Annotated in this window: 14 protein-coding genes; 8 read left to right on the top strand and 6 right to left on the bottom strand. The window is 45.2% G+C overall.

What is annotated here, in order from left to right:
• The 3 genes from C7B77_RS09235 to C7B77_RS09245 form a co-directional block, all read left to right on the top strand.
• Positions 1-584, top strand: a 584-nt coding sequence (locus C7B77_RS09235) for an Npun_F5560 family protein (protein WP_425430820.1), incomplete at its 5' end; no start/stop codon positions are given.
• Positions 577-1,143 carry a hypothetical protein gene (locus tag C7B77_RS09240; protein WP_106303201.1) on the top strand — a complete coding sequence of 189 codons (567 nt, stop codon included), beginning with the start codon at positions 577-579 and terminating at the stop codon, positions 1,141-1,143. The genes C7B77_RS09235 and C7B77_RS09240, both read left to right, overlap by 8 nt.
• A 265-nt stretch (positions 1,144-1,408) precedes the next feature.
• Positions 1,409-2,410 carry a GDP-mannose 4,6-dehydratase gene (locus C7B77_RS09245; protein ID WP_106303203.1) on the top strand — a complete coding sequence of 334 codons (1,002 nt, stop codon included), beginning with the start codon at positions 1,409-1,411 and terminating at the stop codon, positions 2,408-2,410.
• A gap of 158 nt (positions 2,411-2,568) precedes the next feature.
• On the opposite strand, the gene lnt is transcribed toward C7B77_RS09245, so the two are convergent.
• Positions 2,569-4,170, bottom strand: coding sequence for an apolipoprotein N-acyltransferase (lnt, locus tag C7B77_RS09250; RefSeq protein ID WP_106303206.1), 1,602 nt, complete (start codon positions 4,168-4,170; stop codon positions 2,569-2,571).
• 364 nt (positions 4,171-4,534) lie between these two features.
• On the opposite strand from lnt, the gene C7B77_RS09255 reads away from it, so the two are divergent.
• On the top strand, positions 4,535-5,224 hold the full coding sequence (locus tag C7B77_RS09255) for a DUF3120 domain-containing protein (RefSeq protein ID WP_106303209.1): 690 nt from the start codon (positions 4,535-4,537) through the stop codon (positions 5,222-5,224).
• Positions 5,225-5,306: 82 nt separating this feature from the next.
• Complete coding sequence (locus C7B77_RS09260) at positions 5,307-6,347, top strand: adenylate/guanylate cyclase domain-containing protein (RefSeq protein ID WP_106303212.1); 1,041 nt, start codon at positions 5,307-5,309, stop codon at positions 6,345-6,347.
• Between the two features lie 84 nt (positions 6,348-6,431).
• On the opposite strand, the gene C7B77_RS29810 is transcribed toward C7B77_RS09260, so the two are convergent.
• From C7B77_RS29810 to C7B77_RS09265, 3 genes are all read right to left on the bottom strand, one after another.
• Positions 6,432-6,581, bottom strand: coding sequence for a hypothetical protein (locus tag C7B77_RS29810; RefSeq protein WP_181243782.1), 150 nt, complete (start codon positions 6,579-6,581; stop codon positions 6,432-6,434).
• A 230-nt stretch (positions 6,582-6,811) separates the two neighbouring features.
• A complete protein-coding gene (locus tag C7B77_RS29815; RefSeq protein WP_181243783.1) occupies positions 6,812-6,961 on the bottom strand; it encodes a hypothetical protein in 150 nt (49 codons plus the stop codon).
• Positions 6,962-7,222: 261 nt separating this feature from the next.
• Positions 7,223-8,401, bottom strand: a complete 1,179-nt coding sequence (locus tag C7B77_RS09265; RefSeq protein WP_245894129.1) for a HetZ-related protein 2 — start codon at positions 8,399-8,401, stop codon at positions 7,223-7,225.
• Positions 8,402-8,781: 380 nt separating this feature from the next.
• Between C7B77_RS09265 and C7B77_RS31045 the strand changes: the two genes are divergently transcribed.
• From C7B77_RS31045 to C7B77_RS31050, 3 genes are all read left to right on the top strand, one after another.
• Positions 8,782-9,165, top strand: coding sequence for a hypothetical protein (locus C7B77_RS31045; protein ID WP_245894130.1), 384 nt, complete (start codon positions 8,782-8,784; stop codon positions 9,163-9,165).
• Between the two features lie 110 nt (positions 9,166-9,275).
• Positions 9,276-11,486 (top strand): WD40 domain-containing protein, encoded by a 2,211-nt coding sequence (locus C7B77_RS09270; protein ID WP_245894131.1) that lies wholly within the window; start codon positions 9,276-9,278, stop codon positions 11,484-11,486.
• On the top strand, positions 11,476-11,955 hold the full coding sequence (locus C7B77_RS31050) for a WD40 repeat domain-containing protein (protein WP_245894132.1): 480 nt from the start codon (positions 11,476-11,478) through the stop codon (positions 11,953-11,955). Before C7B77_RS09270 ends, C7B77_RS31050 begins: the two co-directional genes overlap by 11 nt.
• 81 nt (positions 11,956-12,036) lie before the next feature.
• Here the strand turns inward: C7B77_RS31050 and C7B77_RS31880 are convergent, their stop codons facing one another.
• Entirely contained in the window at positions 12,037-12,324 is a 288-nt protein-coding gene (locus C7B77_RS31880) for a TPR end-of-group domain-containing protein (protein WP_106303215.1), read from the bottom strand.
• A 14-nt stretch (positions 12,325-12,338) separates the two neighbouring features.
• Positions 12,339-15,545, bottom strand: coding sequence for a tetratricopeptide repeat protein (locus C7B77_RS09280; protein WP_106303218.1), 3,207 nt, complete (start codon positions 15,543-15,545; stop codon positions 12,339-12,341).
• Positions 15,546-15,756: the final 211 nt, after the last annotated feature.

Raw genomic sequence — 15,756 nt, forward strand, 5'->3', positions numbered from 1 at the left:
ATGGTGAAACCCCCGTGAATAAAAATCAAGCTACCAATATCTCGACACTCAAAGCCGAAGTCGCTCGGTTTCGGGAAGAACTCAATACCCGCGACAAACTCGTCCACCAACTCTCTCAAGAGCTGTTTAGACTAGTCAAAGATAACACTCCCTATGCACCCAGACCAGAAGTAGCTGGAGATTATCGTGCGGAAGTACGGTTGCTGCGCGAACAATTGCAAGGCGTCGAACAGCAAGTGCATTTTTATCAAGAACAGCTTCAGCGTAGGGATCTAGAGATCCAGCAACTGCGTCAAACGATCCGCGAACTAACAGAACGCGGACAAATGTTGGAGCAAGTAATTCGGGAGCTACCCAAGGTTTATACGCGCAAATTTGCCGAGCGGTTAGCACCGATTAAGAACAAGATTATGTCATTGCAGATCGAAAATCGCCAGCTTCAAGCGGAGTTAGTCGCCGTCACAGATCGCATCGCTGCTAGAGGGATAAATCTCGAATCATCGTTACCCGATCTGAAGTTGGATTTACCCAATATCGCACTCCAGCAGTCTCATCCGCCATTGACAGTCCTCAGTCATGCCTAAAACTGTGGTGATTCTGGATGAGACTCCAGATAGTCAAAGGTTGGGTGTGGCGATGTTGGGAGCCATCGGCGAACTAGTTGATTCGGTGCAGTTTTTAGCTGTAGCGGAATTACCAGCAGTTGCCGATCCCAAGGCGATTTATTGCCCGTTGACATTAGATGTCCCGCCAACTTTTGAATTTTGGGGTCGATCGATCGGTAGATCTTGCCAAGAAATCGATCGACTCCGCGACCTAGCCGCCATCACAACCGATGTCAAAGTCGGCGATGGTGGAAACTTGTGGTTGCCTGTAATTTGGACGGCTAAAGACCCAATTTATGGGGAGGTTATCGGTGGGATGGCAGCGAATCGGGATCGGCAACCGCTGTATCGGTTTGGCGAGCGACTGCTGACAGAACTAAGCGCGCCACCCGCCACTTATTTAGTGCAATTGAGTCAGGATCGAGCGGGGATAATATTCGATCGATTATTTCCCTTTCCAGCAATACCCGTACTAGGCAGTGTTAAACAGCCACTAGATCTATTCGATTGTCATTGGCGATGTATCACTAACCAATAGTTGGGAGTTGGGGGTTAGGAGTTGGGAGCGCACAGTGGGGAGTTGGGATAAGAATGTATCAGAACTAGAGGACTGTACCTTAATCCAGCAACTATCAACTCCCAACTCCCAACTATCAACTATCAACGATCGATTAATTTAACTTCTCGATCGTGCTAGCAAATCTGTCAAATGTGGGCAAGATAACTGAGTGACTTGTCAGTCGAGCGTGTTGAGACTGACGACTATTCAGATCTTATCTCACCGTTGGGGGCTGCTGGCAACTATGAAGAAAGCATTAATTACCGGATTAACTGGACAAGATGGTTCGTATCTAGCCGAACTGTTACTGGGTAAAGGATATCAAGTATTTGGCTTAGTCAGACGTTCTAGCGGTAGCAATCTCGATCGAATCGGTCATTTGGGCGATCGAATTCAGGTAATATCTGGAGATTTGCTAGATCAAACATCCCTGATGGATGCGATCGCGATTTCGCAACCCGATGAAGTCTATAATCTTGCCTCGCAAAGCTACATTCCCACGTCCTGGACGCAACCATCGCTCACGGCTGAGTATACAGCATTAGGTGTATCTCGCCTGCTCGAAGCAATCCGTCGCTGTCATCCCGATGCACGTTTTTATCAAGCTTCTAGTAGTGAAGTATTCGGGCAACCAGATGTATCTCCGCAAAACGAGCGTACCGCTTTTCGCCCCCGCAATCCTTACGGCGCAGCCAAAGCCTACGCTCATTGGATGACGACTAACTACCGCCAGCAATACAATCTTTATGCGTGCTGCGGGATTACTTATACCCACGAATCCCCCCGCCGTGGCGCGGAATTCGTCTTTCGGAAAATCACCCGCACGGCGGCAATGATTAAACTGGGTTTAGCGTCAGAACTCCGACTCGGCAATCTCGATGCGCAACGCGATTGGTGCTATGCCAAAGATGCCGTCAAAGCCATGTGGTTGATGTTGCAGCAGGAGCAGCCAGATGATTATATTATTGCCAGTGGCGAAACTCATTCGGTCAAAGAGTTAGTGCAATGTGCCTTTAATTATGTCGGTTTAAATTGGCAAGATTATGTCGTCATCGATCCGAGTTTTTACCGTCCCGACGAACCTATTCAATTAGTTGGAAATATCGCCAAGACTAAAGCTAAGTTACGCTGGACACCAGACTATTCTTTCGAGCAATTAGTAGAATTAATGCTCGAAAGCGATCTGCAACAATTAAGTCAAGAAGCTATTCAGCCGAAGGTTCAGCTCGTCTCACAGTTGAATTAAATACTGTGGATTCGGTACAAACCTCAGCCCTCACCCCCAGCCCCTCTCCCCAAATTTGGAGAGGGGAGCGGGAGGGTTTCGATGGATTTGGTATAAAATTATCCTGAAATTTAGGGTAGGGGCAATTCATGAATTGCCCCTACCCTCATTTTTATCTGTCAATTATTTGTATTTTTTAGCGATGGTGTAGATTTAAAGAATAAGATTAACCCGATCGCGAATAATAGTGGTGTCAACCAGTTACCATAACTAACGTATAAAGTTTGGGTATTTTGACGATAAACTAAATGTGCGTGTGCGGCAAATTCATTGAGTTTAGAGATCCATTGCGTGCGTCCGTGCGGATCGATAACTGCTGAATAACCAGTATTGCTAGCGCGTAACATCCAGCGATCGGTTTCGATCGCTCGCATCAAATCTAGAGCGTGATGTTGTGCTGGCATTGCCGCACCATAATGAGCGTCATTAGAAGCAGTAATAATTAATTCTCCCGTCTGTGCTTGACGGCGAAAGTGCTCTGGATAGGCCGAATCATAACAGATGCCAAAAATAAAATTACCGAGTGGTGTATTGACGATCGGGGCAAATTTGCCAGCTAATAAATGCGCTTCTAAAGGTGAAATTGTATCGATAAGTTTGCCTAAATATTGCTCGAACGGAATATATTCGCCTAATGGTACTAATTTCCACTTATCATAACGACTGACGATCTGTCCCGTACTATCGATCGTCAAGATACTATTAGTAATTTTGTTACCCACTTCGCCAAATCCACCGAGAAAGGCCATAACTTTTTTATCTAAAATCGTTCGATAAAAAGGTGTATTTTTAATATCACTTTCGCGATAGGGAAATGCTGTTTCTGGCGTCATTACTGCCGCTACTCCTTGCTGCGCTAAGTCTACATAACCTTTAGTATAATTTTCCATGGCCAGATCGTATCCAGAGCGATAATGTCTGACTTCGTTGCCAACATTACCCTGAATGATGCCGATCTCGATCGCAGATTCAGCTTGTTGTAATAATGGACGATTTGCTAAATTAAACCCGATCGCATGTAAGATAATTATGGATGCGATCGCCGTACCAAAATAAGGCCATGCCGAGCGACTTTTTCGCTCCGATCGAGTGCGATGCTCGTGCCCAGCGGCTCCGCCAAGGATGGCTAAACAACCTTCAGCAATTAAACCATTAATAAACACGATCGCGCCAGTAACAGTTGTCGGCCCCGATAATTGTCCCAGATGCAGAATGGCTAAATTATGCGGACTTTGAGTCATTGCCAATGACGACCACCACAAATCTGTCAGACTATATAATTCTTCCAATCCACACCATAAAACCGTCCCTAAAATTACGCGACCAAAGGGATTAATTTGAGGTGTTGAGGTATAAATAAACCGCAAACCTAACGACCATAAAGTTGCTAAACTCGCACCCCATAAAGTGATAAAAGTCAAGCAAAAAGTAGCAATTCCCAAGCTAGCCAAATAAGGAACGCCCATCCAAGTCATGGGATGGATGCCAAAGATCCAACTCAATGCCAAGCCGTAGCAACCAATGCCCCAACAACAGCCATAAACTAGCGCACGAGCATCGCGTTGACACAGTAAGTACCACAATGGTGCGATCGCTACCCAAGCCAAATACCAAGCTTCAACGGGTGCAACTGTCATCCCCATCAAGACACCACTACCTAGTGCGATGCCGATCTTGAATAGCTTGTGCCGATCGATTCGATCGCGAAAGGGTAGTAGCATTGAGTTGGGAGTTGGGAGTTGGGAGTTGGGAGTTGGGAGCGGGGAGTGGGGACATAGATTGGCACCGAATCACCGAATCCTGTAAATCCTTCAATCCTGATAAAGCTTTAGATTTCGATCGCAATTGCGATCGAGCTGCTTAAATTGTGAATGTTTCTATAGATATTTTCCTACCGATCGCGGCTCTGTGTCACAAAAATTAATGCCTCGGGGAGTCACCTCTCATAATCAGATCGGGGATTCGATCGGGCGAATACGTGCCAAAATCGAGGCCGGACATGGTTTGGTGCCTTGATTCACGACTCGATCGCTCATATAATGACTTTATATAAATAAACATTAAGTCAACACTTTCGTTAATATTTTGCTTAACTCCAGTTATAACTCCGGTGAGAAGAAAGGTACGTGGCGATGGCAACTTCAGGGAACTTGGAGCGTATTCGCAGCAGCAGCATTTTTGGTCTCCATTCCCGTCTTTGTCGAAGCTCCGCTAGTGCGGCACTACCCAGTTCTGAGCGTTGTTCTCACCATCCCGTGGGTTTGTCTGGGTGCGATCTTGTACCAACGTCCCAAAAGCCAAATTTGGGGGGATTTGCTACTCGGATTTAGTTGGAGTTGGCTAGCTGGAGCGATCTATTGGGGATGGTTTAGGTGGGAGCCAGCCATTCATTTACCGATCGAAGCGATTGGCGTACCGTTTGCAATTTGGGGATTGTCGCGAGGGTTTAATAAAATTGGCATCTTATTCTACCTCGGTTCTTTACTCGGCACCGCAATTACCGATTTATATTTTTATCAAGTCGGCTTGCTCGACTATTGGCGACAACTAATGCAAGTCGAGCCGAGCCTAGCCATGCCGATCTTACAGCAAGCGATCGCCCAAGTTCGCACGCCTTGGGGTACTGCCTGGGCCGTCGTACTCGTGAATTTATTATTAGGTGTGGGTATAATACCTTTAGGAACAAAACAGTGGCATTGGTACGCTTTCAGTGGCGCAGTTTTAACCACCATCGTCGTTGATAGTTTGTTTCTGTGGATTGCCAGCTATGCCTAGACGATCGCCACGATCGATTTAGTGCAGCCCGCAGTTCCTCAACCATCAATCCACTAGTTCACCGTCATATCTATACCCAACCGTGAACCAGGGCATCTCACCTTATCTGATCCTTAACACTGACAACGGTCAACGCCAGCTATCATTAACTGATGGCAACTGCTGGACTGTCGGTCGGGGGGATGACAATCAATTTGTAGTCAAAGATCGTTGTATTTCTCGCAACCATGCGATGATCCAATACACTGATGCGGGCGATCACTACCTGATCGATTTGGGTAGTAGTAATGGCACCTTTGTCAATGGTCGCAGAGTGAGTATTCCCGTCACCATCCACGATGGGGACACGATTACGTTCGGTCAAACTGAATTTGAATTTCACTATCCTAAAGCGGATGGTACGCTGGGATTGGATGCCGAAGGGACTCTCGATGGCACTGTCACGTCTATTTTACATCTGCGGAAGCTGATGTCTGTGATGGTGGTCGATATGCGCAACTTTACGATCCTTACCCGCCAAACCAACGAAAACTTATTATCGGAAGTGATGAGTGCTTGGTTCCGCAATGCTGGCGCGATCATTCGCAATCGCGGGAGCTGGGTAGATAAATATATCGGCGATGCTTTGATGGCGTTGTGGTTTCACAATGGGGAAACTGTCACCAAACAAGAGATGATGAATATTCTCTTGGCACTAGACGACCTCAATCAGATGACTAGAGATTTAAGCCAGCAATATCCATTACCCTTTGAGTTAAAAATTGGTGCGGGTATCAATACTGGTCATGCCATGATTGGCAATGCTGGTAGTGGCGACCAACCGGATTATACTGCGTTGGGCGATACCGTCAATGCGGCATTTCGGCTCGAAGCGATTACCAAAGAACTTAATGCCGAAATTGCCATCGGGGCTTCTACCTATCGTTACTTAGCACCGTTATTGGGCAAACATCGAGTATTTAAAGAGTGTTCGGTAGATCTCAAAGGGTACGATGTTCCCGCGATCGTTCATGCTACCAATTTTGGCCCGCTCAATGCCTTTTTGCAATTGGCTAATACTGGCGGAGCTACTACCCAACTCGTACAGCCGCCACAGCAAACTAATATAATGCAGAAAAATTAGTACCGATCGCTTTATAGATTAGATGAAAATATAATTGCAATTTAGATTTAGCTAATAACGCGATCGACACATTTAGCACCGCTACTATACTGATTCTATCCAACGGCAAACTAGTTTGCCATCTGCATCAGTATACCAGCGACCGATCGGACGGGATGGTTCGGGCTGTTTATCGATCGGTTTAACTGGATTAGCTGGTTGTGGGTGGTTTGATTGGGTAATGGTAAGTGTCATGATGCTGCGCTCCGAGATTAATGAATTGTAAAGACATTGAGTATTTGTGAGTTGTTTCTAGACGCGACGAAAGAACAAAAACAGTTTCGATCGATTTTATTTGCTAGTTATATTGACTTCAAATATTAAAACGATGATTCCAGAAACCCGATAATTTTCACAAAAAGTAATATTAGGAATTAGTTTTGACTACTCGATCGGCTAAATAAATTTGGCTCCAAGCACCGAGACTAGACCGATTCCATCCAGCCGCAAACTAGTTTGCCATTGGCATCGGTATACCAGCGACCCAGCGGCGGAACTGGCTTGGTTTGTTTAGCGATCGATTTAACTGGGTGAGCGAGTTGTGAGCCGATTGGTTGAGTAATGGTAAGTGTCATGATGATGCGCTCCAAGCTTAATGATATGTAAAGATATTGAGTATTTACGAGTTGTTTCTAAGCATCAGAAAATAACTAACAGAGTTTCGATTGACTTTCTTTACTTGTAAGATTGACTTCAAATATTCAAACTCGGATTTCAGACACCTTCAGAATTTTTACAAAAAGTAATAAAAGAGCGCGAGCTAAAACAAATGTCCCGAAACAGACAAAGACCCGACTTTTTAAAAAAGTTGGGTCTTTAGCAGGGTTTGGATGCAATTAGGAATTAGTTCTAAGCGATTGGGCGACTAAATAAACTTGACTCCAAGCTTTGAAGACTTCGTTAGTGCGCATGTGCAGCAATCGGGCGATTTGCTCGATCGAACTACCAGCTTTAATACTAGTTAAAATCTGGAGTTGCAGGGGAGCCAAACTCCCGCACAAGTTATCCCACTGACTGGCAGTCAGCCCAAAATTATGTTCGGTAAGAGAGATCTGCAACCATTGAGCTACTAATTCCGATCGATCTTTCATCCCAAAAACTTTAGCGGCTTGATATTTGATATTTTCGCGCAGGCGATAGATGTGTTGGATTGGCAGCCCCATCGCTTGGGCGATGGCTTCGGGAGTTTGTCCTTGAAGGTAAAGATCGAGCCAGACACCAGCTTCGGTACCAAGTTTGGCAACTAGATGGTCTCGCAGTTCCGCTTTGACGTTCTCACGGAGGACTTGGATTTCTTCCCCGGCTTGCTGTTGCAGGTATTCCTCCTGAGATCGATCGTCGAGCAAACTCCAGGTCGAGTCATCATTGGCAATGACTTCATCGGATACTAATTTGACTAGCTCTCCTTTTGCGATACTGGTCACGCCCCCACTTTGGGAACGGCGAAGATAGTTGACAAAGCGATAAGCAATCAGCGGGCGATTGCGGATCGGGCGCAGACAATATTCTTCAACACTGGCAAATAGTAAGGCATCGCGCAACCGAGGATTTTGGGTACATTTGCCAATCCAAGCGAGTTGCTGCTGAATGTAGCGATCGCTCTGCAACAGTTCTTGAATAATTTCTTGCAAGACATCGACGACAGTCCGCTGACAATCGCTGCTTTGGGCGATCCAGGCGCGGATTTGTTCGCCGAGGACTGCCACCCCACCCAAGCGTTGCATTAAGTGCTTGTAAGCCCGTGTGGGTGGCAATCCGAGATATCTTTGGCTGAGGATGCGCCATTGATAATCCATTGCCTGCCGAGCGATCTGCAACTCCCGTGGCTCTAAGGTTTCCAATCGTTGGCGATCTTCGCCTAGCAGCCAATTGACAATACTCGCTTGGCTAGCTTCAGTTTGCTGGGCACATTCTGCGGCTACGCGGGTTTGCCACTGGCGATCGATCTCGTCTGCTACTGTAGTTGTCAAAGCAGGCCGAGCGGTTAAGTTAGGGATTAATGTGGCAGTCATCATTCAGGCTCCTTGTCAGCTAGTTATTCGTCAGAGAATTACCGATTGACTGGGATCTCGTCCTGCATCATCAATGCGCTGTATTTCTCTTTCGTGTCCCTAGTATCCACCCAGACCGCGACTGGAACCAGAGGAGATAGATCGAGATAAGCAAGCACTTAAGCAATGCCAAGATCTGTAAAAGAAGTTCCACTAGTGGGGATCTCACTAATCTGCACGATCGCCAGCCGTTGGCTGTTGTGGTAATTGGGGCGGTCGTCGGCTTAAGTCAAACTTAAGTCAGTAAATTAAGGTAACAGCCGATCGCGATCGTTAGATTCTTTACAATAAAATGATTCGATACTGTTGTATCTATACAGCCATTCGTAACTCTGTCAACTGCAATGAACGCCAAAAAGAGTCGCCGCCGAGGAGTCGTACTCTCGTCAACCGGACAACAAAAACTCGAAACTGCCCGACGACAGTTTGAGAAAGCGGGTAATAACGGCGATAGATTCACCTTAGAAGAACTCAGCGAACGCACGCAGCTAGCAGTCAGTACGATTACCCGCGTGTTGGAATCCCAAATTGGGGTTGACAAATTAACCATCGACCAGTTTTTTGCGGCCTTCGATCTACTGTTGGAACGCAAAGATTATCACAGTCCAGAGCAGCTCGCAGCGGAGCAAAGTACTCCCGATCGGCCCGCGCCCACAGCGGCAGAGTCTGCGCTGGGGCCGATCGAGTCAAACAAACAAATCGTCGATTGGGGTGAAGCGATTCTCTGACGAGAGGCTTCGCCAACGATGTCTCGACTTTCTACGGCAGAGATCCCGAAATTTCGACGCTAGCAACTTGGATTGCTGCCGATGGCTGTCGGCTAGTTGGCATTCTGGGTATGGGTGGAATTGGCAAAACTGCCCTATCGGTCAAACTCGCCCAGCAACTACTTCAGAGCGACACGTCATTTGAATTTATTATCTGGCGCACCCTGCGTAACGCGCCACCATTGGAGTTATTACTCACCGATCTGATTCAAATCCTCTCTTGCCAGCGTGAAAGCTTGCCTGCATTGCCGATTTCATCACTTTTGAATCGCTTGATTCATTACCTCCGCCAGCATCGGTGTCTGTTGATTTTAGATAATGGCGAAACAATTCTCCAGGGCGGACAGTTTACCGGACTGTATCGCCCAGATTATGAAGCCTATGGCGAACTATTACGTCAAGTGGGAGAAATCGCGCACCAGAGTTGTGTGGTGCTAACCAGTCGGGAGAAACCGGAAACGATCGCCAATCTCGAAGGTGATAATTTACCCGTGCGCTCGTTTGCCTTAGCGGGATTGCCAGAGGATGATAGCGATCGATTGTTCGATGCGATCGGATTATTGCCATCGCCAATTGGCAGACGCAAACTGATTGAAGTTTATAGTGGCAATCCCTTGGCTCTGAAGATTGTCGCGACCTCAATTCGAGAACTATTCGATGGCAATGTCGATGCTTTTGTCAGCGAAGAAACGACAATTTTTAATGGTATTCGGCGGTTGCTCGATCGGCAATTCAATCGATTGATGCCGCTGGAACGACAAGTGATGAATTGGTTATCGATCGAGCGGGAGTGGGTAACGATCGCCAAATTACAGACAGATATCGTCCCCTCTGTGCCCAAACAACGGCTGATGGAAACATTAGAATCTCTATCGCGGCGCAGTTTAATCGAGCAAAAAAATGGTCGGTTTACTCAACAACCTGTCGTCATGGAATACACGACCGAACGGTTAATCGATCGTATCTGTGAGGAAATTCAGACGGTCGATCCCGATCTTTTGACATTTAATTCCTATGCTTTAATTCAAGCTACGGCCAGAGATTACGTGCGCGAAAGTCAAGTGCGAACGATCTTACAACCGATCGCCGATCGCGTGTGGCAACAGTTTCGCTCGGCGGCAATATTCGATCGACACATGCGGCAAATTTTAACAACAATTAAAAACTCAGAAATTGCATCTGTCAGCTATGGAGCGGGGAATCTGATTAACTTAATGCACCAACTCCAGCTCGATTTAACTGGTTACGATTTTACCGAGCTGGCAATCCGGCAGGCTTGCTTGCAAACTGTCCCGCTGCATCGAGTTAATTTGAGCGGTGCCCAGATAATTGATTGTCAGTTTGCCGAAACGATCGGGCCTACCTATTCGTTGGCAATTAATACAGATATCGATCGGCTGGCGATCGGTGGTGAAGATGGTACGATCCACATCTGGCAAGCATCAACAGGGCAACCCTTACTGACGATCGAGGCACATACTACCTTTATTTTTGCACTTACCTTCAGTCAAGATGGCCGAACTTTAGTCAGCGGTGGTATCGACTCGCTGCTGCGGTTTTGGGATGTTACTACGGGCACTTGCTTAGAGACGAGAAAGTTAGATGGTTCGATGTGGGGATTGGCGCTGAGTCCAGATGGTAAACTCCTCGCAGGAAGCACATCTAGCGAACATCGCGCCCTCTACGTTTGGGATGGCAGCAGTGGGGAATGCCTGAACACCTTGACCGGACACGACGCGCAATCTAGAGAAATGAAGTTTATTCCCTCGCCGCTGGCTGAGACTGGCTGGTTGCTAGTCAGTGGCTCTCATGACTGTACCCTCAAAAGTTGGGATCTCGAACGGGGTGATTGTCTGCGCACTCTGACCGGACATACCAGCATCGTGTTTACAATTGGCGTACGCCCCCAAGCAGATCTCATCGCTAGTGGCAGCTTCGACTCTACGATTAAACTCTGGAACTGGCAAACGGGCGAATGCGTGCGAACTTTAGTCGGGCATACCGCCGAGGTGACGAGTATCAGTTTTAGCCCCGATCGGCAACTGCTAGCGAGTGGCAGTAACGATCTGACGATTCGGATTTGGGAGGTGGAGACGGGAGAATGCCTCCAAGTATTGCAGGGACATCAAGACCAAATTTGGAAAATAGCATTTACTATCGCTCCCCAGCAAGATGGCAGCAAACAACTCATCCTCATCAGCATCGGCTTCGATCGCACCATGCGATTTTGGCATATTTGCACTCTAGCGGCAACGCCACCACTGCCACTCGATTGCGTTTGACCCCCAAGGGCATCTCTTGGCTACTGTCGGTCACGATAGTTCCGTCAAGCTGTGGAATGCCGATTCCGGGGAGTGTTACCAGACATTATGCGGCCATACGGGGATTCTCGGTGCGGTTGCCTTTAGTCCCGACGGCAAGATCCTCGCCAGCGGTCGGAGCGATCTCACGATTAGACTGTGGGATGTCTCTACTGAAGAGTGTTTTCATGTCCTCACAGGTCATACCAGCGGCGTGACATCGGTATGCTTCCTCCCTGTAGATCCAGCTCGACCGATCGAGACACAACCCCAAATTCTCGTCAGTGGCTCTCATGACGAAACCATTCGCTTGTGGGATATCAAAACAGGTGAATGTGTGAGGATGTTCCGACCCGATCGACTGTATGAGGGGATGAATATTATAGGGATAACTGGACTGACCGAGGGATCGATCGCGACGCTGAAGAGTTTGGGGGCTGTGGAGCAATAACAAGCAGAATTTGACGATATTACCAGATTTAATTTTCCTTGATACTTCCCTTTTAGGACTGCATCTGGTTTCTGGCAAGCATTACCCTTCCCGATATACCAACTCTTGGAATCGCTCATTATCACGAATACGATCGAAATCTGGGTTATGTTTTGCTTCCCTTCTGCAAAGACGCGGTTTAATATCGATCGCTTTTTGTAAGTTCTCGATTGCCAGATCTACCTCATCTTGCAAGGCATGATAGCAAGCTTTAGCATAATAGCCAATCTCATGATTAGGAGCTTGTTCAATTACTCGATCGCACTCGATAAGAGCTTCAGTGTATCGACTAGCTCTTGCCAAAATAATGCCACGATTAGCCCTGAGCAAAACTTTTTTTGATTCTAATCTAATCGATCTATGGCAGTAATAGCTTCCTCAAATTTTTTGAGAAGACTTAACGTTAGCGATTGAGTGTTCAGGGTATCGAAATTAATGCCATCGATTTCAAAAGCACGATCGCACGCAACAAGAGATTCTTGATAACGCCCTAAAGCAAGTAATACAACGCCTCGACGGTTCCACGCACTAGCACATTGAGGATCGATATCGATCGCTTTTTGATGACTTTCCAATGCTTTCTCATATTGCTCTAACTCAGATAAAGCAACCCCTCGCTCTATCCAAGCATCAATAGATTCAGGATCGAGATCGATTGCCATCTGAGAACTTTTTAATTGCTCCTCATATCGTTCTAGCTCATATAGTGCATATCCTTGATTTATCCAAGCCTTAACAGATTTAGGATCGAGTTCAGTTGCTTTATGGTAACTTTTTAGAGCATCTTCGTATCTTTCTAGTCTTGATAGTACAAGTCCTTTATTTATCCAAGCATTAGAAGATTTAGGGTTGATATCGACCACTTTTTGATAACTTTTCAATGCTTCCTCATATCGTTCTATCCCAAGTAGGGTATAGCCTTGGCGATTAAAAGCATCAAGGGATTTAGGACTTAGTTTTATTGCTTGACCATAGCTTTCCAGTGCCTCTTCATATCGAGATAATTTGACAAGAGCAATTCCTATGTTTATCCAGTCTTTAATAGATTTAGGTCTAATTTCAATTGCTTTTTGACAATGTTCTAATGCCTCTTCATGTCGTCCTAACCTAATAAGTGCCGTAGCTCTATTTACCCAAGCATCGATAGATTCAGAATCGACATTAATTGCTTTTTGATAGCTTTCTAGTGATTCATCATGTTGTCCTAGATTAAGAAGAGCAGTTCCTCTATTTATCCAAGCATTAACATATTCAGGAACTAGGCTAATTGCCTGCTGAGAAGTTTCTAATGCCTCATCCTGTTGATTTAAATTAATTAGAGTAGCTCCTCTATTTGTCAATGCATCCACAGAATTAGGATCTAGGTTAATTGCTTGCTGATAACTTTCTAATGCCTTCTCATATTCCTCTAATCCAAATAAGGCAGACCCTTGAATATTCCAAGCATTTACAGATTTAGGATTGATTTCGATTGCTTTTTGTGATTTTACTAATGCTTCTTCATATCTTTCTAAATTAATAAGTGCATTTCCTAGACTTAGCCAAGCATTAATAAAATTGGAATCTAGATCGGTTGCTTTTTGTAAATTTATAATTGCTTTTTCATCTTGGTTGAGATTTAAAAATGTAACTCCTAGATTGGTCAAAGCTTCTACAGATGTAGGGTCGATTTCAATCGCTTTCTGAAAACTTTCCAACGCCTCCTCATATCGCTTCAGATTTAAGAATGCAAAACCTTGACCAATAAAGATGGTTGTATTTTCTCTATCCAGCTCCACCATTATTTGATAGCAATTCAGAGAATCTTTATAAGACTTTTCATCCATAAGTAAATTGCAAATATTTGAAGCTATGCTTATTATTATTCGATTGGGACAGCGATCGCGTAATTTATCTAACTGTTTTTTTGATTCTTTTAGCGTATCGATTTTTTCAATTGATTCGTTGTCTCGTAAAGACTTATAAATCAATCCAACACATTTGCCTAAGCCATGTCTGAGATCGCCAATATGTCCTAACAAATGCTGAATAGATATCTCTATTTGTCGTGAAATTTCTTCATTTCTCCGCTCCGAAAACGGTTTTTTATCTTCAGAATTGAACTCGTAATTTATTGGATAAACATGTAGAGCATGTGAAGCAAAAATAATACCCATTGATGAGTCATTGAAAAATTTGGTCGTTGCATTGTGTAGTAAATCTTTATTCTCGTCATTCATCTCTGCCTGAATGAAAGCAAAAGGAATACTAAATACATCTGGATAACGCAGATAAACTGCTGCAAACACATGTTCGATATATTGTATTAATCCTTCTTTTCCCTTGCCAAAAAGACCATAATAGAGAAATTCTATAATCGCTCCTCGCCAGTCCTCATCTTCATATGACTCTGGTAAAAGACATTGAACATCGAAAAGTTCATCCGCTTGTTGCTTAAAGTAGTCAGCAAGCAGAGCATTAGTTTTACGAAACTTAGTTCGATCGTCCTGAAAGTATGACTGCCTAAAGACATCCCTCGCCACATCATCTAAACAGTAGCGACCTTTTGTATGCTCCACAAAATCAGATTGTTTCAGCCATTCAAAATAAATTTCTGCGTTGTTAGCATCTTGTTGCAATCCGAAGACATCACTCTCTATCAAATGTCGAATCATAGATCGGTCAAACCACCGACAACAAGCAACTACTTGTAAAACTTTCTGTTGGGGAGTATCTAGTCCCTGTAGAAGCAGTTCGGCAATCGCTTGATTCCCTTGGAAAAAGTCAGGTTCTAAGCCTTTTTCTTTTCGATCTCGTACCCAGTTCAAATAATAGGGCAGACCTTTTGTTGCCTTATAAATTTTGGCTTGTGTACCACCATGTTCGATCCCAATTTGCTTGAGATATTCCTCTGTATCTTTCTTACTAAATTTAGTCAGATGTGTCTCATGAAGCAACTTCCGATCTTGATGGAGCTTGCGCCAATTCTCATCAGATTGTAGAGATCTCCGCCCTACAACGACAAGTCTCACAGACCCAGAAGACAGGGAAGTATCTTCGACTAAAGATTGCCACAGCCATCGATCTAGGTAAGATTGTGCTTTCTCATAAGTATCCAAAACTAGCACCAGAGATCTTCCTCTAGTCTGTGCGATCTGCATCATACTATTTGCAAATGCCTGCGTTAGCTTAGAGACAGGTTCCAACATCAAATCCTTTAGATCCGATCGATCCTTTGTTGCTGGGTGATTTCGCACTCGCTGCTGAATCCATTCTTGCAAACCTTCTGCATCCTCTCCTATCGCCGCTGATGCCAAAAAACTTGCACCTGAAACATCAAAGGTAATCGGCTTACTCGTTGTGGCTGTCAAACCGATTACCCCCGACCAAATCGATCGTTCAAACCAGCTTGTAATCTTCTTTGCTTCTTCGCTGCTACTTGCCGTGCCATCGATCGATTTTTGGCTCAACTCAAATAAAGTTTCCTCAAACTGCCGCTCCTGCTCTGTAAACCGATCGGAGATCGCTTGGCTACCCAAAAGATCGATCGCCTGCTGATGTAGCTTCCGCATCAATTTTAGCGGGGTTTCGATCTCACGAGTTTTCGCAAAGCAAATCTCTAGAAAATCAACTTCGTTGACATGGGCATCTTTTAATCGTCCCAGTAAGGTTGTTTTACCGACGCCACCAATTCCACAAATATTAAATAAGTAGGTGGGCGGGATAATAGTAAACTGGATGAAGATAGTTTAAGCATTTCTCGACAAGTAGGCGAAACCATTT

It is taken from the genome of Chamaesiphon polymorphus CCALA 037 (assembly GCF_003003845.1).
GTDB classification, from domain to species: Bacteria; Cyanobacteriota; Cyanobacteriia; order Cyanobacteriales; family Chamaesiphonaceae; genus Chamaesiphon; species Chamaesiphon polymorphus.

Coding starts and splice junctions, on each gene's coding strand:
- C7B77_RS09280 (WP_106303218.1), bottom strand. CDS start 15,545: ATGCGGAAGCTACATCAGCAGGCGATCGATCTTTTGGGTAGCCAAGCG.
- C7B77_RS29810 (WP_181243782.1), bottom strand. CDS start 6,581: ATGACACTTACCATTACCCAATCAAACCACCCACAACCAGCTAATCCA.
- lnt (WP_106303206.1), bottom strand. CDS start 4,170: ATGCTACTACCCTTTCGCGATCGAATCGATCGGCACAAGCTATTCAAG.
- C7B77_RS31045 (WP_245894130.1), top strand. CDS start 8,782: ATGAACGCCAAAAAGAGTCGCCGCCGAGGAGTCGTACTCTCGTCAACC.
- C7B77_RS29815 (WP_181243783.1), bottom strand. CDS start 6,961: ATGACACTTACCATTACTCAACCAATCGGCTCACAACTCGCTCACCCA.
- C7B77_RS09270 (WP_245894131.1), top strand. CDS start 9,276: ATGGGTGGAATTGGCAAAACTGCCCTATCGGTCAAACTCGCCCAGCAA.
- C7B77_RS09265 (WP_245894129.1), bottom strand. CDS start 8,401: ATGATGACTGCCACATTAATCCCTAACTTAACCGCTCGGCCTGCTTTG.
- C7B77_RS09245 (WP_106303203.1), top strand. CDS start 1,409: ATGAAGAAAGCATTAATTACCGGATTAACTGGACAAGATGGTTCGTAT.
- C7B77_RS09240 (WP_106303201.1), top strand. CDS start 577: ATGCCTAAAACTGTGGTGATTCTGGATGAGACTCCAGATAGTCAAAGG.